Annotated in this window: 24 protein-coding genes; 10 read left to right on the forward strand and 14 right to left on the reverse strand. The window is 54.4% G+C overall.

Annotated elements, in window-relative coordinates:
- The first annotated feature begins 11 nt into the window (after positions 1–11).
- The 4 genes from AB4N84_RS02005 to AB4N84_RS02020 all read left to right on the forward strand — a co-directional run bounded on the left by AB4N84_RS02005 (position 12) and on the right by AB4N84_RS02020 (position 1864).
- Positions 12–728 (forward strand): SOS response-associated peptidase, encoded by a 717-nt coding sequence (locus tag AB4N84_RS02005; RefSeq protein WP_460046919.1) that lies wholly within the window; start codon positions 12–14, stop codon positions 726–728.
- An 18-nt stretch (positions 729–746) separates the two neighbouring features.
- Positions 747–1316 carry an RNA 2',3'-cyclic phosphodiesterase gene (gene thpR / locus AB4N84_RS02010; RefSeq protein ID WP_460045034.1) on the forward strand — a complete coding sequence of 190 codons (570 nt, stop codon included), beginning with the start codon at positions 747–749 and terminating at the stop codon, positions 1314–1316.
- Positions 1317–1404: 88 nt separating this feature from the next.
- On the forward strand, positions 1405–1605 hold the full coding sequence (locus tag AB4N84_RS02015) for a hypothetical protein (protein ID WP_460045035.1): 201 nt from the start codon (positions 1405–1407) through the stop codon (positions 1603–1605).
- A gap of 52 nt (positions 1606–1657) precedes the next feature.
- On the forward strand, positions 1658–1864 hold the full coding sequence (locus AB4N84_RS02020; RefSeq protein WP_460045036.1) for a hypothetical protein: 207 nt from the start codon (positions 1658–1660) through the stop codon (positions 1862–1864).
- Between the two features lie 560 nt (positions 1865–2424).
- Here the strand turns inward: AB4N84_RS02020 and AB4N84_RS02025 are convergent.
- The 6 genes from AB4N84_RS02025 to AB4N84_RS02050 form a co-directional block, all read right to left on the reverse strand.
- Positions 2425–2754, reverse strand: a complete 330-nt coding sequence (locus AB4N84_RS02025) for a YciI family protein (RefSeq protein WP_460045037.1) — start codon at positions 2752–2754, stop codon at positions 2425–2427.
- 261 nt (positions 2755–3015) lie between these two features.
- The gene (locus AB4N84_RS02030) at positions 3016–4473 is read right to left on the reverse strand and encodes an efflux transporter outer membrane subunit (protein WP_460045038.1); all 1458 of its coding nucleotides are present in this window, start codon (positions 4471–4473) and stop codon (positions 3016–3018) included.
- 44 nt (positions 4474–4517) lie between these two features.
- On the reverse strand, positions 4518–7652 hold the full coding sequence (locus AB4N84_RS02035; RefSeq protein WP_460045040.1) for an efflux RND transporter permease subunit: 3135 nt from the start codon (positions 7650–7652) through the stop codon (positions 4518–4520).
- A gap of 8 nt (positions 7653–7660) precedes the next feature.
- Positions 7661–8896, reverse strand: a complete 1236-nt coding sequence (locus tag AB4N84_RS02040) for an efflux RND transporter periplasmic adaptor subunit (RefSeq protein ID WP_460045042.1) — start codon at positions 8894–8896, stop codon at positions 7661–7663.
- A gap of 314 nt (positions 8897–9210) precedes the next feature.
- Positions 9211–9774, reverse strand: a complete 564-nt coding sequence (locus tag AB4N84_RS02045) for a TetR/AcrR family transcriptional regulator (protein ID WP_460045043.1) — start codon at positions 9772–9774, stop codon at positions 9211–9213.
- 42 nt (positions 9775–9816) lie between these two features.
- A complete protein-coding gene (locus AB4N84_RS02050; RefSeq protein WP_460045044.1) occupies positions 9817–10800 on the reverse strand; it encodes a LysR family transcriptional regulator in 984 nt (327 codons plus the stop codon).
- 260 nt (positions 10801–11060) lie between these two features.
- On the opposite strand from AB4N84_RS02050, the gene AB4N84_RS02055 reads away from it, so the two are divergent.
- The 3 genes from AB4N84_RS02055 (at position 11061) to AB4N84_RS02065 (ending at position 12722) form a co-directional block, all read left to right on the forward strand.
- Complete coding sequence (locus AB4N84_RS02055) at positions 11061–11666, forward strand: TetR/AcrR family transcriptional regulator (protein ID WP_460045045.1); 606 nt, start codon at positions 11061–11063, stop codon at positions 11664–11666.
- A 50-nt stretch (positions 11667–11716) separates the two neighbouring features.
- Positions 11717–12283, forward strand: coding sequence for a TetR/AcrR family transcriptional regulator (locus AB4N84_RS02060; RefSeq protein ID WP_460045047.1), 567 nt, complete (start codon positions 11717–11719; stop codon positions 12281–12283).
- 262 nt (positions 12284–12545) lie between these two features.
- The gene (locus AB4N84_RS02065) at positions 12546–12722 is read left to right on the forward strand and encodes a hypothetical protein (RefSeq protein WP_460045049.1); all 177 of its coding nucleotides are present in this window, start codon (positions 12546–12548) and stop codon (positions 12720–12722) included.
- A 4-nt stretch (positions 12723–12726) separates the two neighbouring features.
- Here the strand turns inward: AB4N84_RS02065 and AB4N84_RS02070 are convergent, their stop codons facing one another.
- Entirely contained in the window at positions 12727–13299 is a 573-nt protein-coding gene (locus AB4N84_RS02070; RefSeq protein ID WP_460045050.1) for a TetR/AcrR family transcriptional regulator, read from the reverse strand.
- 114 nt (positions 13300–13413) lie between these two features.
- Here AB4N84_RS02070 and AB4N84_RS02075 point away from each other — a divergent pair, with 114 nt between their 5' ends.
- On the forward strand, positions 13414–14295 hold the full coding sequence (locus tag AB4N84_RS02075) for an NmrA family NAD(P)-binding protein (protein WP_460045051.1): 882 nt from the start codon (positions 13414–13416) through the stop codon (positions 14293–14295).
- A 77-nt stretch (positions 14296–14372) separates the two neighbouring features.
- Here AB4N84_RS02075 and AB4N84_RS02080 read toward each other — a convergent pair whose 3' ends face one another.
- From AB4N84_RS02080 to AB4N84_RS02100, 5 genes are all read right to left on the reverse strand, one after another.
- Positions 14373–15089 (reverse strand): substrate-binding periplasmic protein, encoded by a 717-nt coding sequence (locus AB4N84_RS02080; protein ID WP_460045053.1) that lies wholly within the window; start codon positions 15087–15089, stop codon positions 14373–14375.
- A 14-nt stretch (positions 15090–15103) separates the two neighbouring features.
- Complete coding sequence (locus AB4N84_RS02085; protein ID WP_460045054.1) at positions 15104–16375, reverse strand: GGDEF domain-containing protein; 1272 nt, start codon at positions 16373–16375, stop codon at positions 15104–15106.
- A gap of 208 nt (positions 16376–16583) precedes the next feature.
- Positions 16584–17084 (reverse strand): alcohol dehydrogenase catalytic domain-containing protein, encoded by a 501-nt coding sequence (locus AB4N84_RS02090; protein WP_460046920.1) that lies wholly within the window; start codon positions 17082–17084, stop codon positions 16584–16586.
- Between the two features lie 395 nt (positions 17085–17479).
- Positions 17480–18454 carry a zinc-dependent alcohol dehydrogenase family protein gene (locus tag AB4N84_RS02095; RefSeq protein WP_460045056.1) on the reverse strand — a complete coding sequence of 325 codons (975 nt, stop codon included), beginning with the start codon at positions 18452–18454 and terminating at the stop codon, positions 17480–17482.
- Between the two features lie 166 nt (positions 18455–18620).
- A complete protein-coding gene (locus AB4N84_RS02100) occupies positions 18621–19640 on the reverse strand; it encodes an MDR/zinc-dependent alcohol dehydrogenase-like family protein (protein ID WP_460045057.1) in 1020 nt (339 codons plus the stop codon).
- A 107-nt stretch (positions 19641–19747) separates the two neighbouring features.
- On the opposite strand from AB4N84_RS02100, the gene AB4N84_RS02105 reads away from it, so the two are divergent.
- Complete coding sequence (locus AB4N84_RS02105) at positions 19748–20389, forward strand: TetR/AcrR family transcriptional regulator (RefSeq protein WP_460045058.1); 642 nt, start codon at positions 19748–19750, stop codon at positions 20387–20389.
- Positions 20390–20474: 85 nt separating this feature from the next.
- Here AB4N84_RS02105 and AB4N84_RS02110 read toward each other — a convergent pair whose 3' ends face one another.
- Complete coding sequence (locus AB4N84_RS02110) at positions 20475–20804, reverse strand: YciI family protein (RefSeq protein WP_460045060.1); 330 nt, start codon at positions 20802–20804, stop codon at positions 20475–20477.
- A gap of 411 nt (positions 20805–21215) precedes the next feature.
- Here AB4N84_RS02110 and AB4N84_RS02115 point away from each other — a divergent pair, with 411 nt between their 5' ends.
- Positions 21216–21809: a TetR/AcrR family transcriptional regulator gene (locus AB4N84_RS02115; RefSeq protein WP_460045061.1), complete on the forward strand. Its 594-nt coding sequence runs from the start codon at positions 21216–21218 to the stop codon at positions 21807–21809.
- A 4-nt stretch (positions 21810–21813) separates the two neighbouring features.
- On the opposite strand, the gene AB4N84_RS02120 is transcribed toward AB4N84_RS02115, so the two are convergent.
- Positions 21814–22824, reverse strand: a complete 1011-nt coding sequence (locus tag AB4N84_RS02120; protein WP_460045063.1) for an alpha/beta fold hydrolase — start codon at positions 22822–22824, stop codon at positions 21814–21816.
- Positions 22825–23101: the final 277 nt, after the last annotated feature.

The following is a 23101-nucleotide window of genomic DNA, read 5'->3' on the forward strand; positions in this document are numbered from 1 at the left end:
CGGGTGACAGCATGTGTGGACGGTACTCGATCTACGAATCCATGGATCACTACCTCAAGGAGCTCGCTCCAAAGCAGCTGGTGATCAATGGATACGATCTCTGGCCGATTGAACGCTACAACGTCGCGCCGACGACACGCGTGGAGATCATCCGTCCAACTGCGGGCGGGTTGAGTGTCGACAAGGTGAAATGGGGATGGGCTCCATTCTGGGCCAAAGGCAAGCGCCCTGATCCGATAAACGCCAGGGTCGAGACGGTCATGACGGGAAAGTTCTTCAAACAGCTGTGGCCAAACGGACGTATTTTGGCACCGGCTAACGGATGGTACGAGTGGGTCAAAGATCCCATCGATGCGAAGAAGAAACAGCCTTACTTCATCACGTTGAAAGAGCAGATTCCGATGTTTTTTGCGGGGTTGGCTCAAGTGCACCAAGGCCTTGAACCGGAGGAGCGAGACGGCTTCGTCATCATCACTGCTGCGAGCGATCAAGGGATGGTCGACATCCATGATCGCAGACCATTGGTGCTCGCTCCCGAGCATGCGCGTGAGTGGATAGATCCAGAAACGTCACCTGAGCGTGCGGCAGAGATCGCAATCGAGCACTGCCGCCCCGTCGCGGATTTTAACTGGTACAAAGTTGGAAAGGATGTCGGCAATGTCCGTAACCAGGGGCCGCATCTGATTGAGCCCGTTGAAGTGAAGCGTGAGGGCCCAGAGGAACAGTAATTTGGTGTGGAGCGAGGTATGACGTTGATCAATGAACCGCAATCGCGACTGTTTTTCGCGCTCACATGCTCACCTGCTCTTAGAAAGATGATTTCCCAATGGAGGGCATCACTTTCGCTTCGGGTCGGTAGGCCAGTTCCTGCTACTAATTTTCATCTCACGCTACTTTTTCTCGGCGATGTCAATAAGGCCCAGATCGCAGACATTTGCGCAGCCGCATCGAAGATTAAGGTGCCAGGGAAGCCGTTGACGCTAGCTCTTGACCGGCTGGATGTATGGCGTAAATCAAAGGCATTGGTGCTGACCCCAGACGATGCTCCGCCAGAACTGATGCGGCTCTCATACGCGCTAGACCAAGCAATGTTGAAATTTGCGGACGATAAGGGGGCAAAGGAATTTCGGCCTCACCTCACCTTGTCGCGCGATTATCAGTCTGCAGTTCCAGAGGCAGGCAGTCCGCCGGAGTTTTTTCTCAGAGCCGACCGCTTCGGGCTTTACCGATCTCACAAAGGGCAGTACACCCTCATAGCAGATTGGCCGCTCGTTCAACCTGCAGATGGAGCTCAGACAGCTAGGGTAAGCTCGTGATTGCGAGTTTTCCCACTCACCGACGAGGCATAGTCTTGTGAGCGAACGTGCACAGCGAAATGCTCCAACAGCAGAGCTCATCAGGAGTATGCGTGAGGTCGCCTCGACCCTGAACAGCTCCTACACTTCCTTGTTAAGCGCCTCAGTGCGCTTGGCGGAAGCCGGTCAAGATCAAGAAGCCATCCGGCTCATTGAGCTGGCAAAAAGCATTCAAGGCGCAGAGGCAAAGATTCGCCAGCATGCAAAGGATGCAGGGGTGGGAAAGATCGTGCAGATGAGCGAGCACTGACCTGCGCGCTTCAGCTTCCGGGGATGCTTTAAAATAACAAAAGGATTTTAAAATGAAGGACGAATTTACAACTGCATATACAAACGTCATCGAGAACCAAGTCGAGATGGCAGCTACAATCGAGGCTACCGTCGGCGCCGCCTTCAACCAAGGGCATGCTTTAGAAGCTGAGGACGTGCTTGCTAAGCTGGATGCGCTCAATTCCCGAGTGTCAGCCTTGGCGCAATATCTCTCCGAGCAATGCGCCAAAAGATCCTAACGCCCCTATGGCTCAGCCATTAGCTTGAACCAGGCGGAATTCCTCCCATTGGAATTTTTCAATCGCTGCTTTTCTTGCTCGGTTGAATGAGCTGGAACGTCTCTTTAGGAAGTTCTTTCTTCTCTTCAGCCATGATGTTTTCCGCTGACGTGATACCTGGTTGAGCACCATCCAGCCCCAGCGGTTCACAGCAAATACCTTAGAGGAACTTCGAGAACGAAACCCCGCCCCTAAGAAATCGACCCTTGGAGTCCCCGCGCCTAGTCGAAGAATTCGATTAGCTCTGCGGCTATGAGATTCGGAGCTTCTTCTTGCAGATAGTGCCCAGCGTTGCTGATGACATTCCCGCTCATGGCTACCACGAAAACTCGGAGTGCATTCACGATGTTGTCACCTACGCCACGTTCCGCACCCAACTCGAATTCGGGATTTCCATAGGCACTTCACCGCGCTTGCGGTTCGCAGCGATCCCCTCAGATGAAAATGCGGCCTGGTAATAGCCCGTGGCTGCACGCAACTCACCGGGCCGCAACACTTAAGAGGATCGCCTGTTCTCGAAATCAATCGTGAAACGGTACCCACATCATTTTGACTTCGACATTCAGGAAACCAGATTGCACAGTCGGATCATCATTCGCAATCTTGGTAGCTTCCTCAAGGTCCGCCGCTTTGAAAATCGTCATGCCGCCGTCTGCCAGCACGCCATTAAGGCCGCCTGCTTTTTCCATAAATGGACCGCTGAGAACGGTCTGGCCTTTCTCATGCATCTCGATCATGTAGTTCACGTGCACCATGAACTCTGGCTGCTCGTTGTACTTAACGCCAGGAACCCATTTCGGGCCAGGGGTTTGGAAAGCTACAAAGTAGTGTGGGCCGTTTTCGTCAACCATCGTTTCAACTCCGGAAAAGTAATTTAAGGCAACAAGAAATCATCGTTTGGACTGGGCCCGAGCAGCGATTTCAAGCTGCAGCATTTCGCTGAAATTCATTTGTGGAGCGATAACTCCTTAAATGACTTTAATGCAGGCAGGAGCACCCGTCAAGTATTTATGGAGCGAAACAATCAAAAATAAAATCGTCTCAATGGGCCAGAATATTTTTGGAAAAAAGGGAGCTGCGAACGATAGCCCGATGCTCCCCTTCCCTACTCGTTACCGTTGCGTGGTTGTCGGTCGCGGGCTTTCCCAGCCACCGCCGATGGCACGGAAAAGACTGACTGCTGCGCGGGCAGAATCAGCTTGAGTGCTGTTCAAACCGTCCCTGGCCACCAGCAGATCCTTGTTGGCATCCAACACGTCAGTGAGCGGCGTTGCGCCGGCCTTGTAGGCTTTCTCGGAGAGATCGCGCGCGCGCGTCAGTGCAGCGACTTCTTCCGTTAACTCATCGGTACGCTCCTGCGTTTGAGACAGAGAAACCAGCGCATTTTCCACGTCCTCAGCAGCTTTCAAGACTGACTGGCGATACTCCGCCAAAGCCTCTGCGTTCTCGCCTTTAGCTTGCGCGACCTCTGCGTCGATTTTGCCGAAATCGAACAGGCGCCAACGGACGAGACCTGTAATCGATGGCTGGAAAGAGCGGGAGCTGAACATCCGGTTGCCGGTGACGCTGTCATAGCCAAGAGCACCGGACAGCGAGACCTTCGGGTAATAGTCCGAAATGGCAGCACCAATACGTTCATTGGAAGCAGCAAGTTTGCGTTCGGCTGCCATGATATCCGGGCGTCGACGAAGCACATCTGCCGGCGCAAGGCTGTCCTTGACTGATGGCAGCGCTGGAATCAGCGTGTTTTTTGACAACTGTTCAGCTGAGGTCCCAGGCTGAGTACCCATGAGCACGTCTAGCCGATTCATCTGGGCTTCAAGCCCTATGCGCAGAGTTGGCACCGTCGAGCGGGCCTGCCTGAGCAATGCCTCAGCCTGAGCGACGTCACGACCGGTGACATCGCCGACACTGCGTCGAAAGTTCACAACTTTCAGAAGACGCTCGTCGGTACTGATCTGGTCTGCCGCTACCGCAAGGCGTGCCTGGTAACCTCTAATCTGCATATAGGCATCTGCAGCTTCAGCCACCACGGTGATTCGCGTTCCGAGATGTGCCGCTTCTGCCGCTTGGGCGTCTGCCCGTGCAGCGGCTGCACCACGTCTTAAACCGCCCGCAAGGTCGGCTTCCCAACTCGCAGTAAGCCCGGCCGTCAACTCTTTCTGGTTACGCTCGTAACCAGGCAGATTTCTGCCGAGGGAGCCAAGGGGGCTCTGGAGGCTCTGGCGCTGCTTCGAAGCGGAACCATCAAAGTCCAACGTGGGATAAAGATCAGCACCGGCAGCATTAGCCACTGCCCTCGCCTGCTCAACTCTCGCGAGCGACGCGGCAAGATCAAGGTTCTGCGCGGTTACACGGTTGACGATATCCACCAGAACCGGATCGTTGAAACCCGTCCACCAAGTGGCGAGTTCCGCGGAGTCGCTTTGACCTTGGTTGGCTTTGGCCAATTGGTTATGGAAGGGTGACAGTGTCACCTCTGGCTGTTTGTAGTCCGGTCCAACCATGCACCCGGACAGGCCGAAGGCAGCCAATAGCGCCCATGCGAACACACCCGATTTTTTCCTCATACTGGTAGCCTCCATCTGAGGGTCGAGAAAAGTTTTACCTAGCATCAACGCCTCCCATGGAAATATTTACGGATGAAAATGTAGAACGCGGGTGTGAACAGCAAGCCGAAGCAAGTCACTCCCAGCATGCCGAAGAACACAGTGGTGCCTAGCGATTGACGCATCTCGGCCCCAGCACCAGTTGCGAGGGTCAGTGGTGCAACGCCCAGGATGAATGCGAAGGACGTCATTAAGATCGGGCGCAAACGAGTCTTGGCTGCGTGGACTGCTGCGTCTACAGCGCTCGCACCTTCATCCTGATTCTGCTTGGCAAACTCGACGATGAGGATCGCGTTTTTGGCCGCTAGTCCTATCAGCACGATAAATCCGATCTGCGCCAGGATATCGATCGGCATGCCACGTGTGATCAGTCCAGAAATGGCGGCGAGAATACACATCGGCACAATCATGATGATCGCAAGAGGTAGTCTCCAGCTTTCGTATTGAGCAACCAGCACGAGGAAGCAGAAGAGGGCTGCGGCGCCAAACACCAGCAAGGTAGGTGTGCCTTTTTGCTGTTGTTGGTATGCAAGCTCTGTCCACTCAAAACCAATGCCCTTAGGCAGAGTTTTCTGAGCTAGCTCTTCCATAGCTTTCAGTGCTGTGCCGGTTGCGACACCAGGAGCGGCGGCACCTAACACTTCTGCCGCTGGGTATAGGTTGTAGCGCGGGACTCGGTAAGGAATGGTGCTGGTTTCGACGCTGGCGACCGAGCCAATAGGCACCATATCGCCTGCTTCGTTACGGACTTTCAGGCGGGTGATGTCCTCCGGTGATGCCCGGAATTTAGCGTCTGCCTGAGCAATGACCTGGTAGGTGCGCCCCAGATAGTTGAAGTCGTTGATGTACTGGGAGCCAAGGTAAACCTGAAGCGTCGAGAAGATGTCGGCAGGCTTGAGACCGACTTTTTCTGCCTTCACGCGATCAATGTCAGTAAAGATGGAAGGCGAGCCTGCATTGAACAGAGTGAACATTCCTACAAAGTGTGGATCTTGCCGCGCCGCCGCCACCAGCTTGTTCGAAGCGTCAGCCAGAGCCTTTGAGCCCAGACCTGCGCGGTCTTCGAGCATCAGCTTGAAGCCGCCCGAACTGCCCAACCCTTGAACAGGCGGCGGCGGGATGGTCAACACGTAGGCTTCCTTGATGACCGACAGTCGCTGGCGTAAATCGGCCAACACCGACTGTGCAGTGACTCCCGGCATCTCATGGTTGTAGAGGGATGGCAGGCCGGTGAAAACGGTGCCCGCATTAGACGCGACGGTCGAAGATGTCGCGTCCAGTCCAACAAAAGGAGCTACGTGCTCGATCCCAGGAGTGGCCAACGCGATATCGATAACCTGCCGAACGACTTTTTCGGTGCGATCCAATGACGAGCCCGGTGGAAGCTGAACGATAGTGATCAGATAGCCTTGGTCTTGTTCAGGAATGAAGCCAGTCGGCGTGCGCTGGAAGCCAAGTCCGGTCAGGAATATCAAGCCAAGGTACACCGCCAGCACTAGGCCGAGATAACGTGCAAGTCGACGGGTCAAATCACCATAACCATGCGAAAGCTTGTCAAACCCACGATTGAACCGGCCAAACGTTGCGTCCATTCCCCGGCGCAGCACCCCATGGCGTCCATGATCTTCGTGTTTTTTGGCTTTGAACAGCACAGCACATAGTGCAGGACTCAGAGTCAGCGAGACCACACACGAGATGATGGTGGATGCTGCGATGGTGACCGCAAACTGTTTGAAGAACAGTCCCGAGATCCCGCTCAGAAATGCTGCAGGACCGAAGACCGCACACAGCGTCAGGGCGATCGAAAGCAACGCTCCGCCTACTTCGTCCATGGTCCGATGCGCAGCTTCTGTAGAGGACATACCATCGTGTATGTTTCGCTCAACGTTCTCCACCACCACGATCGCATCGTCGACGACGATACCCACCGCCAGTACCAGCCCGAACAGTGAAAGGTTGTTCAGCGAGATGCCAAGCAGATACAGAACGGTAAAAGAGCCCAATAGGGAGATCGGGATTGCAACCACGGGAATGATCGTGGCGCGCCAATTCTGCAGGAACAAGAACACTACGATGACGACCAACGCGATTGCTTCAAGGATCGTCTGGATTACCTCGTGCACCGATTTGCCGATGAAGATGGTCGGGTCATAAATGATTTTGTATGCGACACCCGACGGGAAGTCTTTTTGCAGCTCTTCCATAGCGGCGAGTACGTCGTGATCGACGTCAAGCGAGTTCGCACCTGGCTGTGCGTATATCAGCAGTGAAGCGGAATCTTTAGTGTCCATGAAAGCGGTTGAACCGTAATCAACCGCCCCTACTTCCACCCGGCCGATGTCTGCAATTCGCGTAACGCGACCATTGGCATCGCTCTTCACCACGATCTCAGAGAACTGCTCAGGCGTGGTGAGTCGTCCCAGGGCCTCAATGTTGATCTGGTACGCCGAAGAACTTTTGATAGGTGGCTGGTTCAGCACGCCGGCCGAAACCTGGAGGTTTTGTGCACGCAGTACGGAGAGCACTTCACTCGCACTCAGGTTGTACGCCGCGACCTTATCGGGATCGAGCCATATCCGCATCGCGTATTCGCGACCTCCCTGGAACTGCACATCACCCACACCTGGAATTCGGGCGAGAACATCCTTGATATGAAGAGTGGCGTAATTGGAGAGGTATAGCGTGTCCTTGGTGCTGTCATCGGAGTAAAGGTGCACAGCGAGCAAGATACTAGGCGTTGCCTTTCTTACTTGAACACCAAGACGCTGAACGTCCTCCGGCAGCCTCGGAATAGCATTTTGTACGCGGTTCTGCGTCAGGTTCTGAGCCACGTTCAGATCAGTGCCAATACGGAATGTCACCGTGATTGTGAGCTTGCCGTCGCCAGTCGACTGACTGCTCATGTAAATCATGTTTTCGACACCGTTGATCTGCTGCTCAAGCGGCGTTGCAACAGTGCGCGCGATGGTCTCTGCCGAAGCCCCGGGATATGACGTCACCACCTGCACAGTCGGTGGAACAATTTCCGGATACTGCGCAACAGGCAGTACGAACATGGCGCCGAGGCCGATCAGGGTGAGGAAACAACTCACCACTACCGCGAACCGCGGGCGATCAATAAAAAAATGGGCTATACGCATGATGGGGCCTATTCCTTCGCTTCATCGCTATCAGCTTTGATTTCACCATCCTTGGCATTTACCGTTGCACCTGGCGCTGCGAATGGCAGCCCTCCGATGATCACGCGATCATCAGGTGTCAGGCCGGACTTGATGACACGCAGACCCATGCGCATATCGCCAACTTCTACGGTCTTCGGCGCAACCTGACCATCCTTGTTGACGGTCATTACGGCGAAGTGCGATTGGTCTGGAAGCACTGCGTTGTCAGGGATAAGCAATGTGGGAGCGGCCGCAACGGCTACCACTCGAACCCGCGCGAACTCCCCGGGCGTAAGCCTGCGGTCCGTGTTCTTCACGGTGGCACGGGCATGAATCGTTCCACTTGAACGGTTCAAGACGTTGTCGATGAAGTCCAGAGAGCCTTCGCTCGAATAGTCATGTCCGCCGCCGGAGGCGATCTGAACTTTGTCCGGGCTATCCGCTTTGTTGCTCGCCTTAAAACCCTTGTATTTCTGGTAATCCGATTCGCTCATGTCGAAGTCGAGATAGATGGGATCAAGAGACACAACGGTGGCCAGCAGCGTGGTAGGCGCGCCTGCGGCGCGGCTACCTGCGATCAAGTTACCCACTGACACTTGGTGATTGCCCATGCGCCCTGCAAAAGGGGCATAGATCTGGCAATGGTCCAGGTCGAATTGGGCGTCTCTGATTTGCGCGTTGGCATCCGCGATTGCAGCTTCAGCTTCCTGCCACTCAGCTTTGCGCTGTTCCTGGCTCTGCACTGACCCTGCGTCATTACGGGCCAGTTCGTCGGCGCGGCGATATTCACTCTTCGCGTAAGCCAGACGAGCAGTTGCGCGCTGCAACTGCGATTTTGCCTGTGCCAGCCGAATCTCGTAGGGGACGGGGTCGACGGTGAACAGCAACGCACCTTTCTGAACTAACTGCCCGTCTTTGAAGTGAATGCCCATTAGGGTGCCACCCACTTGCGCTCTCAGCTCCACCTTGTCGACGGCGGAGAACTGGCCGAGAAAGCTCAGCCGCTTATCCAGATCCTGAACGAGAGGCTTGCTGACAACGACCTCTGCGGCCGGCGGTGCAGCGTCGGCTGCCGATACGTCGGTCTCGCCCAGGCCAATGAAAAGCCCCGCGCAGATGGCTGCCGACAACAGGCTTCCGCCAATGGCTTTGACGAACATTTTGTTGCTGAGCAGGCGGCCTTTGGCCGACCGCATCTGCGGTTCGAACGGTTTTGTATACACGGGATATCCCCTTTGCTTAGGCCCACAAAGTTAACGGGCCAAGCCAGGCTGCCCCGTTTCACGCAATTGGTAATGGCGCAGGGTGAAATACGACCTACCCTAGCGATTTAATGATGATAAGCCTCACCATTAATAGTGTAAAGATGTCGATCGCTATCAATAGGAGCGATACGCTGAACGGACTTCACGGAAAGCGAGGTCGACTACAGGTTGAACGGGTGACGTGCTTGATGAATCCGCGAGGTGATTTAGCCCTCGCGGTTTGGTTCTGCTGGGTGAAACCAAATTAAATGGCGGCGGACGATCAGGAGTTTTTACGACGCCTGATCCTCAAGAGCCTTCAGTTTTTTGGAGACCGCTTCGAGGATTTCGTCAGACAGATGCTCACTACTAACAGCCCGCGATAGATTCACTGCACCGAGGCATGCACAGACCATCAATATGCTTAGCTCACGCGCATCCGGTCGCTGCCCCATAAGCGTCTCAAAGAAGTCGAGCTTGAAAATCGCTTTCTCGGTATATGCGTCTTTGACATATCCAGCGGATCGGCTGGCATCACTGACGACTGCGGCGACCGCGCACCCTGATCCTGGCCGGTCTCGATGCTCTCGGGAGAGATAGATATCAAGTGCTTCGGCAACGGAAACCTTGGATGCATCAAGATCATCGAGCGGGGCCGTAGCTGCTGTGAGGGCTTCTGCCATCAACTCATCTTTGGAATTGAAATACTTGTAGAAACCGCCAGTCGTAAGTCCGACCGAATGCATGATGAGCTTAAGCCCTGCTCCATCGACGCCATGCTCGCGTACAAGCCTGGCCGCAGATTCGACCACTCGAGCGCGCGTTAGCGACGCCCTATCTGGACCGTAACGAGCCATATGGTCTCCTACTGCGTAATGTTTTCAAGGAACAGCCCCGGCTCATTGCTTTATGCACTGTGCACCCGCTTCATCCAAACTTTTGAAAGCGCGGCCCGGCTGAGAAAACTCATGCGATACGGCTTGAATCAGATCAGATACCTGTTTTCTGAACCAAACGTCGGGGGCTGAAACGGCTTTGCCTTCCGACCAGGTCATACGCAGATCAAAGCTCGACTCCAGCTCATCCGGAAGCGCGTCTACGGAAAACCGGGAAGGGTCCCTTAGTCGGTGTGCCTCGAAGTCAGGCATCACCGCAACGATGTCTGTGCCAGCGATAACATCCTCTAGGGCGTCCGTACTGGAAAGTTTCACAGCGATCCGCCGCTGCATATCGAATTTGGCAATTTGCTTATCTACATCGGTTTCCAATCCGTCACCGAAAGGCACAACAGCGTGGGGGCGACCGCACAAGTCGCTGATAGAGGTCACTGGGGGCGTTCCTTGCGCTCTGACTAGAACGCTTCGGCACGGAACCAACGTTGAGGATTCGAAGCCCTTGATATCGTGCTTGAAATAGCCGATCCCCACTGAAGAATCACTCAGAGCCAGAAGACCTGGAACAGCGCTGGACTCCGCACGCTCAACAGTCATCGCAACCCAGGGAGCTTGCTCCCTGATCGGCGTGATCAGCCCAAGAATCAATGACGCGCAGACGCCGCCGCTGACGGCTATTGAAAACTCTTCTCGGCAGGCCTCGGGCTTAAAAACTTCTTTAGGCTCTTCGAGTGCCAACTGTATGAGGTCCAACGCTGGTCCGATGAGTTGAGCAATGTTGAGCGCCTTCTGTGTGGGCTCGACACCTCTTCCTGCACGTATGAACAGAGGATCGTCGAAGGCTGCGCGCAGGCGAACGAGTGAATTGCTCACCGCAGACTGACCTACGTTCAGCTTGCAGGCGCACTGGGTGACACTTTTCTCTTTCATCAACGTCGAGAATACGATCAGTAAATTCAGATCGAAAGATTTGAGGGAGCCATCTGTCATACAGAACGTCTCCCATTCATAGGGCAAAAAGGACCGTCAGTCTCAACCTTTCCTTGGCACCAAAGCGTGGTTAATGCTGGCAGATCTTCTGCCAAAAACCTCACGCACGGTGACTGCCAGTCGCCTCTCGTCGCCGAAACAGGCTTCGGCTGAGTGCAATTAGCCATGGAGGATTTTCATCTTCAAAGATTACGACTATCATCATTACGACGAAGCCCGATCTTGTCAATATGCTTTTTCAGGTGTTCCTAAGGAGGCAAATGAAAGTCAGTAAAGAACAGGCAGCACTCAACAAGGCAGCCATTCTGCGCGCAGCCACCGCCCTTTATCGGGAGCGCGGTATCGATGGCATCGGCATCAGTGAACTCACCAAAGCCGCGGGGCTGACGCATGGCGGCTTCTATGGCCACTTCCCTGGCGGCAAGGAACAACTAGCAGCTGAAGCGGTATGCGGGGCGTTCGCCGATGTGCTTCGAGAATGGGACGCCGCTGAATCACTTGATTGCATAGTGGGGCACTACCTTGCGGAGCAGTTGCACCGCGACCCTAAAGAGAGATGCCCGATTCCAACACTGGGTTCAGATGTCGCCAGATGCGGAGAAAAGATCCGCGATGCGTTCACTCAAGGCGTGAAGGACATGATCAGCTCACTGCAACGCCACCTTGAGGGTGAGAACACCGACCCCGAAGCGCGCACCAAGACCATGTGTCTACTCGCCTCGATGGCCGGAGCCATGCTGATGGCTAATGCCCTCAACGACAGCGCTCTGTCCAGGGACTTGACCGAAACAGTCGCAGGCTACTGGTCTGCTGACGTTAAAACGTCGGATATCTATGGCCAGAATGATGACGAGCAACATCGGTGATCTGCCACCCGGGCGGTATACTTCAGAGACGGATTTAGCCAGAGGCTGCCATGAAAGTAACGAAAGAACAGAGCACGCTAAACAGGGAAAAAATCCTAGTCGCGGCCTCCAAACTGTATCGCGAACATGGCATCGACGGCATCGGAATCGGCGAATTGTCAAAGTCCGTCGGCCTCACTCACGGCGGCTTCTACCGCCAGTTTCCCGAGGGCAAAGAGCAACTGGTGTCCGACGCGATCGCTCGCACATTCGACGAGTATTGCGAGTTATGGTCATCGAAGCGTTCGGCGAAATCCATCGTTAAGGGTTACCTTAGCAATGACCATCTGCAGAATAAGCAGGACGGTTGCCCGATGCCGACCCTTGCAGCCGATGTAGCACGCATGGGTGGCGCAGTCAGTGAAACCTATACAGAGGGCTTACGGCGGATGCTTGCTGTGATCATGGAAAAGAAGGATGGTGACTCCAATCACACCTCGGAAGAGCGCGCCATGCAGATGATGTCTTCGATGGCCGGCGCCCTTCTGATCGCTCGGGCCTCCAGCGATCCTGCACTCGCAAAAAAATTCATGTCGTCCGTGATCAAACTGTGGGCCGAGGAACCTGCGAAAACTTGAGTCCAAGTTGATCATCGCGGCCCCATCGCAAGCGTGGTGAAATGGAATTGCCTGGCGTGCCGGGCAGGTATTAAAGACCTTAAGGCAATTCTGGCGACAGCGATTCGCGAGTCAGCTAAGCACAACAATGAGATTTGCTGCCGACGCCTCACAAATCCCGAAGCCGAAGCTCTAGCGACATATCAAAGACAATGCTGGAGTCCAGCAACCTGACCCGCCGGTCAAGCGTCTGGAAACCGGCTTGGTTTCCTGTAGCCGGGATATGAACGACGAACGTCAGGTACGGGTCAAGCTGACCGGAGAGGAGCAGGCGCTTAAAGCACGCGCGCTGGACCAAATTGCGTCCAGAAGCCATTCACCTACTGTTCGAGGACGTAATGAAGCTGCTCGCGGCGTTGACCGACCTGCGCGACAGGCTTTTGAAGAAGCGATCGGTTGACCGACTAACGCACATCGACTAATCGGTTGCCCACAGCCTCAAGCACTTCGTCGGCCAACGGCGCACCTTCCGCCATCCGCGAAATGGTCAGCGCCCCCATCATCGCGCACATTGCCAATAAGCTCTGCTCTCGCGTTAAGGTTTTGCTCTGACCCTCCAACTGATCAGCCAGCAGCGTCACCATGCGTTCAAACCCCTCTAAGGCGACGTCCCGTACTGGTTTTTCAGCACGCGCCAGCTCACTGCCCACCCCCGCATAAGGGCAACCAGCGACACCATCTCGATGTGACTGCGAAAGATATCCACCCACCAGGACGCCGAACCTTTCTCTGCTCTCTACCTTTGGCAGCAGCATTTGCAATTCTTCGACGAGTCCATCGACCGCCACCTTCGTTGCTTCAGCTACCAGCTGCGCCTTGGATGAAAAGTGCTTGTAGAACCCACCCTGCGTAAGACCCGCCGCGGCCATCAACCCTGTAAGACCGCTGCCATCTATTCCGTGACGACGAAACTCTACCGCTGCGGCTTCCACAATCTTATCCCGCGTGGCCGCCGCCTCTTCTCTGGTTCTGCGCATCGCATCCACCTGGATCAAAAAATAAGTTGACTTAGATGGTGACCACCATCTAATAATATTGCAATCATCATATAAACATCTGCGCTGCGCAAGCAGCTTTTTGAGGACAGACTCATGACCAAAGCAACCATCCTTGTAACCGGTGCAACCGGCTTTACCGGCAGAAAAACTGTCGAAATCCTTCGCGACAAAGGCGTCGCGGTGCGCGCCCTCGTACGGACAGATGATGACCGAGCTGAGGAACTACGCGGTCTTGGAGCGGAGGTCGTGGTCGGCGATCTGCTAGACCTCGACGCAGTACGTGCAGCATTGGAAGGCATTCAATCGGCTTACTTCATTTTTCCGATTGCTCCAGGCCTAATCGATGCCACTGCTCGCTTTGCGCTGGCGGCAAAGGAGGCAGGCGTTGAATCGGTAATCAACATGTCGCAGATCTCAGCGCGCCGGGTGGCGCAGAGCGACGCAGCCTTGGATCACTACACCGCTGAACGTGTATTTGACTGGTCAGGTCTCGCGATGACGCACCTGCGTCCAACCTACTTCTCGCAGTGGTTGATCTACCCGCATTGGCGCAAGCACATCGTAGAGGACGGTGAAATTCGCCTCCCATTCGGTAACGGCCGTCATGCCCCGATCGCAGCAGAAGACCAAGCGCGTCTGATTGCCGATATTTTGCTAAACCCGCAACCGCATCATGGCAAGACATACACCCTGCATGGTCCTGTTGAACTCAGTCAGCAAGGTGTGGCTGATGCAGTCGCAGAGGTACTGGGGCGTCCAGTCCAATACGTTCCTATCACCCTTGAGCAGTATCATCAGGAAATGGCCGACGCAGGATTGCCGCCATTTATTATCCAGCACTTGATTGAAGTCGCTAAGGACTATCAGCACGGCGTCTTTGAGGGGGAGGACTCGATCATCAGGGACGTAACCGGTCAGGCGCCGATGACGGTTCAGGAGTTTGTAACGCTACACCGGGACCTGTTCAACGCCTGAGCATTCTGAGCGATGACGCCCTGAGGCAACAAATGTCACCTCAGGGCGCCGGCGCTGCAATAGCTGCAACGCTCCTGTCACTCACCCATCGCTTTTCGCAGCGCGCCGCTTGCCACAACCGATCTAAAGGCTTGGGACGTCCGCGATACCAGTTCGTCTGAAGTACCGAGGCTGTAGGCCATGAAGATTCCCTTCTTCAAATCATGCAACGGGTAGGCGACTTCGAGATCCCCAAAGGGAATGTGCTTCTCGGCACAGAATGACTTGGCGTCTCTCTCAGGCATCGGAATCATCTGTACCTGATGCAAACTGAACAGTCGAAAATTCTCATCATTGTCCGCAGACACCACCAGTTTCTGAAAGCCTTGAGCGCGTAAGTATTGCTCTCGTGAATCATCTCTGACCACACCGATGGTGTACGCCTTCGCCGCCTCCAAGCTGTCAACTCGCACGCCCGTCTGATCACGAAACTTGTAGAGAAATATTGCTACGGTCGCCAATTCTCCCACCCAGCGGAACAACGTCTCACGCTCCGGCGTCCTAACGATCGGGTAAATCAACACGTTCGGTCTTTGTGTCGCAAGACTGTAAGCCCTGGCCCACGGGTAAAGCGTTAAATGGTAGTCAGCGATGTCTGCTTGCTTCAACGTTTCCTTTACCACCTCGGTGGCGGGGCCAACGACTTTTCCCTGTTGTACGTAGGTATAGGATGAGTCCTCCGTGACGACTTCGATAGCGTCAGCTCCTGCTGAACCAACCCAGATCAAACCGAACGTTAGGAGCAGAGCCTTCATCCATACCTCTCCAATTAGAAACTAACCCGGTCGCGCCCCTGCTTTTTGGCACGGTAGAGTGCATCGTCTGCCTGCTTCAACAGCTCATCGAAGCTGGTTGTCGTGAAATGATTGAGACCAGCTATGCCGATGCTTAGTGTGACGAATTCTGAAGTTGGTGACGCTGGGTGCGCGACACTTCTCTCTTTCAGCCTGTCTCGAATTCTGTCCGCCAACAGTTGAGCTTCAGCAACCCCAATACCTGGCAACAGTAGCGCGAATTCCTCACCACCATACCGAGCTGCCACATCGGTTTTTCGATTCACCACCGACTGAATAACTCGAGACACAATCTTCAGACATTCATCGCCCTTCCCGTGTCCAAGTGTGTCGTTATAGAGCTTGAAGAAATCGACGTCACACATGAGCACCGATAGAGGAGACCTCCTCTCTTTGGCCAGGTCGAACTCCTGCACCTTCATCTCTTCGAACTGCCGCCTGTTGGCAAGACCCGTCAATGGATCTCTACGGGTCAGATCTTCGAGCCGCCTGTTGAGCTCTTCCAGTTCCGAAGTGCGCTCCCTTACCAGATCGGCAAGCCGCGCATGACTGTCCGCCATCGCCTGTTCGTCAGCACGTTGCCGTACCAGATAGGCAGCCAGCTTGTCCTGCAGATCGTTCACGCCGATTTTTAGCAGCGTGAGCTCATCTTCGACAGACGATGGACGATCAAGCACCAATTTCTGGTCGAGAGTATTTGCGGAAATCCGGCCAAGGTGGATTGCGATCTTGCGAACGTGGGTCGTCACCGAGCGATTAAAGATCGCCATGATCAGCACGGCCAACGCAAGCGATTGCAACATCTGCGTGAGGATAATGCTGACTACCTCTTGCCATAGGCGTGCCCACAACACCTCCTCACTCCCTTCGATTGTAAGGTCTCCAACCTTTTCGGAGACACCTTCGTATGGCGACACCACCAGGTCCCGAGTCAGTTTGGGAACCAGATCCGACTCGGTGAACGTCGGCGCTCGATGCTCCAGCAATGCAGGTGAACGTCCAGGTTTAAGTATCCGGAGCTGTACGCGTCCTAAAGAGGATGCCAATGCCACGCTGTCGAGCTGCGCCGCAATGGACTTGTCATCCATCTCCCAGACCGCTTTTGACAGCGAGCCCTGAAACACTTGGTCGATCAACTGCAGCTCAATCTGCATGTTTCGAAAATTACTGCTCCAGGCAAACCACGTACGCACGGCTACCGCACCTACGGTGAATAACCCACAGAAGACCAGAGTGATGAGCACCATGCGCTGTCCCAGCGTGCGCCGGACCTTCGGCAGTGATTCATCCGTCTCGTATGTCATCCTTGGGCTAGCAAACAAAGAGCACCGCCTCACACGCCTTGCGTGCGTAAAGTCGCGGCCCGGCAATGTGACTCATACTCAAATCCTTTTATTCGTCAGAAAACTAGCCCGCAGTGCGCTTATTAAGTAAGGCTTTCTGGGCTACTTGGCGCTACCTCAAATCGCGAGTTTGAAAACCACGCCACCGGGCTTGGTTTTCTTGAACGGATCTCGGTGCAGCTTGTAGATCAAGAAGAACGCGCGCTCCGCCGCGTACCTCCTCAACTGCCTCCGCAATCCTCCATAACGGAAAAACTTTGGGCGCGGGCATTTTCAATCGTCCATGTACAACCAGCGCGATTTTGCGGCGAAGGGACCGAAGTTGAAAATCTAGGGAGTTGCTTCGAGCCCCGCCTGATACAGCCGCACTAGGGCGCCTCAACAACATGGCCAAATGGCGTGGGTCAATGGTCCTGGGAAGCGCATACAAGCCATCGGCAGCTACGACCAATCGTTGCCGCCACGTATGCACACCCTGCGGAATAAAAACACGGTCGCCCACCCGGACGTTTTCGATTTGACCGCCAACTGCGATCACTCGGCCAACCCCGTCAACACCTACCAACGTAGGAAAATGGCCCGACGTATTGACTGGGCTCGCTTGGAAAGCCAAATCCTCAATGCGGACGGGTGCAAACTCCATGGAGATCAATACTTCGCCGGAACCAGGTAATGGTGGCTCAGGCAAAACTGCCGGAACGAGAGCTCCTGCTGAAGCGCAAGCGTAGCGAAGAACAGCTCGCATATTGATAACCCCTTCAGGAGTTCCCACACTTAAGCTCTGTCGCAGAGCCTGGGAAGACGACCACACGATTACATTGAAGGTGATCACTATCAATGTGTCAAGGCAGAAAGCGATGGTATTTAATCGAGAGCAGTAACATGCCTGACGACGTTTTGAGAGCGCGAAGGCCCTTTCAATAACTGGACGCAAGACAAAAAAAGCGGCCTGTACCAGCGCCGCTCAAGGGATGAAATGGATTCGGTTTTGAAGCAACTACGCAGTGCTCAACTCGCCTGAATATCGAGCAAGACCTTTCCGCCTCGTTCGGCGTGTGCGACGGCTTGCTTGATCTCGGACATCGGATAAACGGCAGCAACTGGCGCATGCAAGAGACCATCAGCAAGGAGCTGCGCAGCCCCCTTGAGCGCGTCGGGAATTAGCGCATCGTATTGAGGATGGCTCTGGAAAAAACCCCTCACTGTGATGCGTTTGAAGATCGTATCCATGACGTTGACGGGTACAGTGAACTCCCCGCTCATCAGAGCGTAGGTCACTAATGTCGCGCCGGGTGATAGATAGTGGATGAGACTTGCCCCTGCGATTCCACTGATGCCGTCGATGGCGAGGCGGACCTTGCCATCACCCACATGCGCGGAAGCTTTCTGTGCGGAACCCGGTTCATCCAAGAGCACGACGTCTCCCCCGCTCGCCTGTAATTCTTCGATCAATTCCGGGCGTCGCACAAGATTGATGGACTTCAATCCACGAGACTTCGCGATGGCCATAACTGCGCGGCCAACACCCGAATTTGCCGCGTTCTGAATGATCCAGTCGCCTGGTTGCAGGTCTACGAACTGACTCAACAGCAACGCAGCAGTCGGCGGATTAATCCGCAGCATGGCGAGCTGTTGTGGATCAACCTCTTCGGGTAATGCGAAAAGGCCCTTGGCGGGAATCACCAGACGTTCTACCCAGGTCGATCCGTAGAGTGGAGGCAACACACGATCGCCTACACGAACGTTAGTCACGCCCTGGCCGACCGCGAGGACCTTCGCCACGCCTTCATTTCCAGCAACCGCTGGCAGTTGAGGCCTAAAGGCGAAGACCCCTTTGACAACCAGCAGGTCATTGCCATTGATGGGTGCAAATTCCATTGCCACCAATACCTCATCAGCCTCGGGTTCTTCAGGCTCAGGCAGGTCGACAAGTTTCAGGGTTTGAGTGGGTTCTCCAAATGCAAAATTTAGAATCGCACGCATGCAAAGCTTTCCTGATGAAGGCCGAATAAGCCGATGAATTGAGAAACGTAGAAAACACCGCAGTTGGAGATGAACCGCTTGCCAGTCTCATCTGACGGCAAATGCTTCCTATGACGAAAAGAGTTGTGGAGTTGACCTGCAGAACGAGGATTTGCGATGGCTCGCCTCAGGTACGGAAGGAGAAAAAAGCGGTACCGTGTTTTCGATCAATGACATGCTGAATTGCACTCTCGAGCTCCGATGGGGCGTACTCGCCACCTAGCTCGAAGAGTTCAGGACTGGATTGGGCCAGTCCAAGAGCGGCTTCAATATCCGCATTACGGAGATCAGCCGGTTCACCCGCCCAATAAGCAATGGAAACACCCTTAAGCACGAGCGCTCGTGGCACGAACCATCGGATGTCTGTCGTTTCTCCACCGAGTGTGCCGAAATTGACGATGGTCGCCTGAGGTTCAACAAGCGTGGCAATCTCGGCCAGCAGCGAGCCGCCAACACCATCCAGGGCGACGTGGATTTTTCGCCCGTCGGCGTGGTGCTTGACGAGCGATTTCCAGTTGGAGTTATCGGTAGAGACGATCGGAGAGCCTGGTAACACAGTATTCAAGATCTGCGCGCTCTGAGCACTGCGGACCAGTCGTATCGGAGTTACTCCAGCGTCGATCAGCAGCTTGCTGAGTAATTTCCCCACCGCAGATCCGGCTCCGGTTTGAAGCACGACCACATCCTTTAATTTGTCTGCGGACAACGAGTTATGCCCGGCACGCATTAGCATCCGTGCGGTGATGGTATTCACCAGCATCTGCGCAGCGACCTGATCAGTTACATCTTCGGGGACGACAACGGTCGCAGTCGCGGGGATTATCACCGTATCTTTCCACCCACCGCTGACCGGAAAAAAGGCGACGCGGACACCCACCGAGAGCCCCAGCGCAGGGTCCACAGCTGAACCCAGGTCAACGACAACGCCTACACCCTCCACGCCTGGACCACGTCCCAACTCACTGATTGGCGAAACTGAACCGGCAGCAGGCGAACCGGCTATACCTTGGAGATCCCCTTGGTGAATGGGGCTCAGCAGTACGCGGATTCGAACAGAGCCCGCTGGTAACTCGGTGATCTCAGGTAAGTCTTCAACAGCTAGGACAGACAACGGCGAGCCATAATGGCGATGTATGATGCTTTTCATCTGAAATATCCCCCTGCCCGTTTTCATTGTTAAATATTTTTGGAGTGAGCACTCCTATATGCGATACTAGGACTATGAAAAACCATTCGTCAAGGAATATTGGAGCGATGGAGACAAAAACATCAGAGGTAAAAAAACGCAGTCGCGGCCGGCCTTCTTCTTTTGACAGGGCAACAGCGGTAAAGCAGGCGATGAAATTGTTCTGGGAATCTGGTTATGAGGGGACATCTTTCGACGCATTGACTGCCGCGATGGGGATAAGTCCATCCAGCTTTTACAACTCCTTTGGGAGCAAGGAACAGCTTTACGCCGAAGCGACTGACGCCTATCTGACCGCTTCGGGTGAGTGGTTTCTTGGGATTCTGAACGCCAATACCGACACTCGTACGGCCTTCCATCGCCTCCTGAAAGCCACCGCTACCGAGTTCACCAGAGGAGACATGCCTACTGGGTGCATGATTTCTCTGGCATGCGTACACGTGCCGCCTGCACTTCATTCAGTTCGAGACATGATGGCCGAGCATCGTGCGGCATCGGGCGCAGCCATGGAGGCAAGAGTTCAGAAAGGCGTTGAGGACGGTGACCTGGCGCCCGACACTGACGTGAAGGCTATGGCGGACTTTTTTAATGCATTGTCGCGAGGACTGGCAGTTCGCGCGCGTGACGGCGCAACCCCAGATCAGCTGTTAGCCATCGCAGATATTGCGGTGTCAGTTTTTCCTGACCTGAAGAAAGCCGCGGTGAAATGAGAGGGGCGGACACCACCAAGCGCCAACTCCGTCCCCTCAAAGTTCTGTAGCGAAATGGCCATACCTCTCTCAGCAACGACACATGTCAGGAGTGGAACGGTACCCACATCATCTTGACTTCGACATTAAGCATTCCCGACTTAACTGTCGGGTCATCGGTGCCGATTTTTATAGCCTCATCAAGATTTGCCGCTTTGAATATGGTCATTCCGCCGTCAGCTAGCACGCCATTCAGACCGCCCGCCTTCTCCATGAACGGCCCGCTTAGCACCGTCATCCCCTTCTCCTGCATCTGGACCATGTAATTGACATGGTCCATGAACTCGGGCTGCTCATTGTATTTCACTCCTTGGACCCACTTTGGACCAGGAGTCTGGAACGCGACAAAATAGTGGGGACCGTTTTCATCAATCATGATTGGTACTCCATCAGGCGAAATCGCCATAACAAGAATCGGCAGTGTTCTGCCGTGGTTGGGGTATTGCTCCTCGAACGACGGTATGCACGAGTGCTGCTCGCATACACTTCCTGTAAAGGTCCATATCCGGAAGTGTCCAAGAATGTGGTCGTTACGAACAAATCCGCTTGAGCGGGTCAGTGTCATATCCCCCGCATCAGTGCTCAGACCCAAAGCCTCAGATTCATTCGGTAAAACGCCCAAAATCAGACCGGTTCAGTTGGGCTGATCATTACCTTCGCACCCAGCAAAACCCCGGATAAATTTGTTGATTGTGCCCAAAGCGGGCCTATCATAGTGATCGGTTGCAAACCGGCTTACGAATACCCCCATTAATTGAAGAAATTCGGTGAATCAGAAGGAGACAGAGTGAAGGTTTCAAAAGAGCAAAACATCCTGAACCGTAATGCACTCATCGCCGCAGCTTCCAAACTCTTCCAAGCCCAAGGGTTTGCTGCGACTGGCGTTGCCCAGATCAGCGAGGAAGCTGGGCTTACGCAAGGCGCTTTTTATGCGCATTTCAAATCCAAGACATTGCTCATTCAGGCCGCCTGCCAAAAAGCTTTCTCAACATGCCACGGCGCATGGATGGCAATGAGGGCAAATCCAGCCAACGATTTGAAAACCATCGTTGATTCGTATGTGTCCCCAATGCACGTGGATGACCCAGCGGATGGATGCCCAATGGCGGCCTACGCATCGGAGATCAAGAGCCAGGATGCACCGGTTAAGGACACATTCACTCAGGGGCTCCAAGACATGGCCGGCGTTCTGAATGACGTGCTCACGAAAGATTTCGATGATGAGGACGCCCGACGTAACGCCCTGTTCTTCATGTGCAGCATGGTAGGAACAGTCGCCTTGGCTCGTGCGACCACATCCACCGACCCAAAACTTGCAGCTGAGATCATTACAGCCACCAGAGAAAGCCTCATGTTGGTTGCCGGCAAGTCTTCCTCATAAGAATTCAGGTGGTAGCCAAAATGTGCGTCACAACCTGGTCAGGTACGTCGAACTGAGGCCAATGCTCAGCCTCAAGCCCAACAAAAGTGGCGTGAGGAAAATGACTGGCAATATCCAGTGCCACGGGCTTGCTGAGGTATTTGTCCCAGACACCCCAAATCAGCTTCACTAGCTTTTTGAAATTGCCCATGTCCTTGATACGTAAATCATTCGCTGCCAAGTTCGCATATGCGTCGCCAGTCATAGCGAGAAAAGCAGGCATCGCGCCGGGTTGCTGTGTGAAGTTTTGAGCAATGATAGGTTGAAGCTCCTGCTCAAAGCGTTGCCGGAGCGCAGGGGTCATATTCTGCAGGAGTAACCCTTGCTGAAAATTGAAGAGATATCCCGCTTGTTTGGGATCATTCATCATCGCATGCGCCAACAATTTGGTCTTCGGATTGCAGCACAGCTCGATGAAGTCGGGGAACGCCAGTACAGGGGAATTGGCGTAATAGCAGTTGAGCAAAACTAGTGAAGTGACCCGATCAGGATGATCCAGCGCAAAATTCACTGCCGCAGGTCCCCCCGCGTCATGTCCGACAGGGATGACGCTACCCAGCTTCAGGTCATCGACCACGGCATTGAGGTCAGCCATCTGCTGAGCAAAGTTATAAGCGAAACCTTCCGGTTTATCCGACATGCCGAATCCGAGGAAATCGAAAGTAACAACTCGATGTCCATCGGCGGATAATCGTGACGCAATGTCTTCATAGATGCGGCAATTGTCCGGAAACCCATGAACCATCACATAGGTTGGGCCTCGGCCAGGATAGTCGCGAACGTATATCTGGTGCCCTTCCCGTTCTACCTGCTTTTCCGCATATGCGCCTTTAGCGCTTTTAGAAAACGGGGGACGAGGATCCGGCACAGGTGCGGACTGCGCGAGCAAAGTCCGAGATCTTCCAGCTGCCGCCAACAGCAGGGCTGATTGCAAGAGCAGGCGACGCGACACGCCGCCGTTCGGATCAGTTTTCATGAGCACCTACCTTTCGGCCAAATATCATCCGGTTTGAATGTCGCCCCTCCGGCAGCCTCCGTCCTGGTGAAGCATAGCCCCGCATGACTAACCTACCAGCTCACCAATGGAGACCTATCACGACGCTGAGTACACCTCACGCTTCTATTTGATAGCGTTCGCTACTAATATGCTCTTTATCAGCCTTTGGACTGAGGCTGTCAACGGATTTGCTAACAAAATTTCATCGTCTACCACGCACGCTCAGGCGTTGATCCTAGGTCCACTCAGGCGGGCA

The sequence above is a fragment of the Pseudomonas sp. S2_H01 genome (assembly GCF_054668305.1).

What these genes read in the sequence shown, in the direction of transcription:
- AB4N84_RS02005 (WP_460046919.1), top strand. Translation starts at nt 12, where the DNA reads ATGTGTGGACGGTACTCGATCTACGAATCCATGGATCACTACCTCAAG.
- thpR (WP_460045034.1), top strand. Translation starts at nt 747, where the DNA reads ATGACGTTGATCAATGAACCGCAATCGCGACTGTTTTTCGCGCTCACA.
- AB4N84_RS02015 (WP_460045035.1), top strand. Translation starts at nt 1,405, where the DNA reads ATGCGTGAGGTCGCCTCGACCCTGAACAGCTCCTACACTTCCTTGTTA.
- AB4N84_RS02020 (WP_460045036.1), top strand. Translation starts at nt 1,658, where the DNA reads ATGAAGGACGAATTTACAACTGCATATACAAACGTCATCGAGAACCAA.
- AB4N84_RS02025 (WP_460045037.1), bottom strand. Translation starts at nt 2,754, where the DNA reads ATGGTTGACGAAAACGGCCCACACTACTTTGTAGCTTTCCAAACCCCT.
- AB4N84_RS02030 (WP_460045038.1), bottom strand. Translation starts at nt 4,473, where the DNA reads ATGAGGAAAAAATCGGGTGTGTTCGCATGGGCGCTATTGGCTGCCTTC.
- AB4N84_RS02035 (WP_460045040.1), bottom strand. Translation starts at nt 7,652, where the DNA reads ATGCGTATAGCCCATTTTTTTATTGATCGCCCGCGGTTCGCGGTAGTG.
- AB4N84_RS02045 (WP_460045043.1), bottom strand. Translation starts at nt 9,774, where the DNA reads ATGGCTCGTTACGGTCCAGATAGGGCGTCGCTAACGCGCGCTCGAGTG.
- AB4N84_RS02050 (WP_460045044.1), bottom strand. Translation starts at nt 10,800, where the DNA reads ATGACAGATGGCTCCCTCAAATCTTTCGATCTGAATTTACTGATCGTA.
- AB4N84_RS02055 (WP_460045045.1), top strand. Translation starts at nt 11,061, where the DNA reads ATGAAAGTCAGTAAAGAACAGGCAGCACTCAACAAGGCAGCCATTCTG.
- AB4N84_RS02060 (WP_460045047.1), top strand. Translation starts at nt 11,717, where the DNA reads ATGAAAGTAACGAAAGAACAGAGCACGCTAAACAGGGAAAAAATCCTA.
- AB4N84_RS02065 (WP_460045049.1), top strand. Translation starts at nt 12,546, where the DNA reads ATGAACGACGAACGTCAGGTACGGGTCAAGCTGACCGGAGAGGAGCAG.
- AB4N84_RS02070 (WP_460045050.1), bottom strand. Translation starts at nt 13,299, where the DNA reads ATGCGCAGAACCAGAGAAGAGGCGGCGGCCACGCGGGATAAGATTGTG.
- AB4N84_RS02075 (WP_460045051.1), top strand. Translation starts at nt 13,414, where the DNA reads ATGACCAAAGCAACCATCCTTGTAACCGGTGCAACCGGCTTTACCGGC.
- AB4N84_RS02080 (WP_460045053.1), bottom strand. Translation starts at nt 15,089, where the DNA reads ATGAAGGCTCTGCTCCTAACGTTCGGTTTGATCTGGGTTGGTTCAGCA.
- AB4N84_RS02085 (WP_460045054.1), bottom strand. Translation starts at nt 16,375, where the DNA reads ATGGTGCTCATCACTCTGGTCTTCTGTGGGTTATTCACCGTAGGTGCG.
- AB4N84_RS02095 (WP_460045056.1), bottom strand. Translation starts at nt 18,454, where the DNA reads ATGCGTGCGATTCTAAATTTTGCATTTGGAGAACCCACTCAAACCCTG.
- AB4N84_RS02100 (WP_460045057.1), bottom strand. Translation starts at nt 19,640, where the DNA reads ATGAAAAGCATCATACATCGCCATTATGGCTCGCCGTTGTCTGTCCTA.
- AB4N84_RS02105 (WP_460045058.1), top strand. Translation starts at nt 19,748, where the DNA reads ATGGAGACAAAAACATCAGAGGTAAAAAAACGCAGTCGCGGCCGGCCT.
- AB4N84_RS02110 (WP_460045060.1), bottom strand. Translation starts at nt 20,804, where the DNA reads ATGATTGATGAAAACGGTCCCCACTATTTTGTCGCGTTCCAGACTCCT.
- AB4N84_RS02120 (WP_460045063.1), bottom strand. Translation starts at nt 22,824, where the DNA reads ATGAAAACTGATCCGAACGGCGGCGTGTCGCGTCGCCTGCTCTTGCAA.